This is a genomic window from Bacillus sp. 05T31, assembly GCF_056396725.1.
The window spans coordinates 1-634 of sequence record NZ_JBFTMA010001231.1 but is presented as its reverse complement, the minus strand read 5'-3'; the positions used below and the strand labels follow the sequence as shown (position 1 = coordinate 634).

Here is a 634-nt window from a genome sequence, read left to right as displayed (position 1 = left end):
GCATACGGATGAAGCGTTTCATTTTGATTACATTGGAGCGGTGTTATTATTTGCATTCATTACGACTGTTTTATTAGGTGTCAATATTAATAGTTGGCTATTTGTGTTATCGGTAGCTTTCTTATTTTTATTCACGGTTCGTATGAAGAACGCGGAGCATCCCTTTATTGATATTGAGTTATTTTCGAACAAGCCATTTCTTCGTTTAATAGCGGTCGGGTTTATAATTAATGTGGCGTTATGTGCTAGTCTATTATTATTGCCATCACTGCTAGGAAGAGTGCACGGATTGTCGCCATTCGTTATCGGAATTGCAYTGTTTGTTGCATCACTCTTTGGTATTGTATCTAGTTTTATTACGGGAAAGATTGTCCCTTCGTTTGGAAATGTGAATATGATTTATGTAGCGTCTGTMRTTATGATCGTTGGCTTTTTAATTTTAGGGCTTATTCCGAACGGGAACTTAATCATTATTTTAGTGGCGGTTATTTTAACATTTATGAGTTATTCAGCTATTCAAGTATCATTAAACACATTTATACCGAAAACATTACATCCAGCTAAAGTTGGAGTCGGTCTTGGTTTATATAATTTAATTAACTTTTTCGGTATGGCATTTGGACCAGCTGTAGCG

General features: G+C 35.5%; 1 protein-coding gene. It reads left to right on the top strand.

What is annotated here, in order from left to right; genetic code table 11:
* Window positions 1–634, top strand: a 634-nt coding sequence (locus AC1DJR_RS32625) for an MFS transporter (protein ID WP_477004530.1), incomplete at both ends; no start/stop codon positions are given.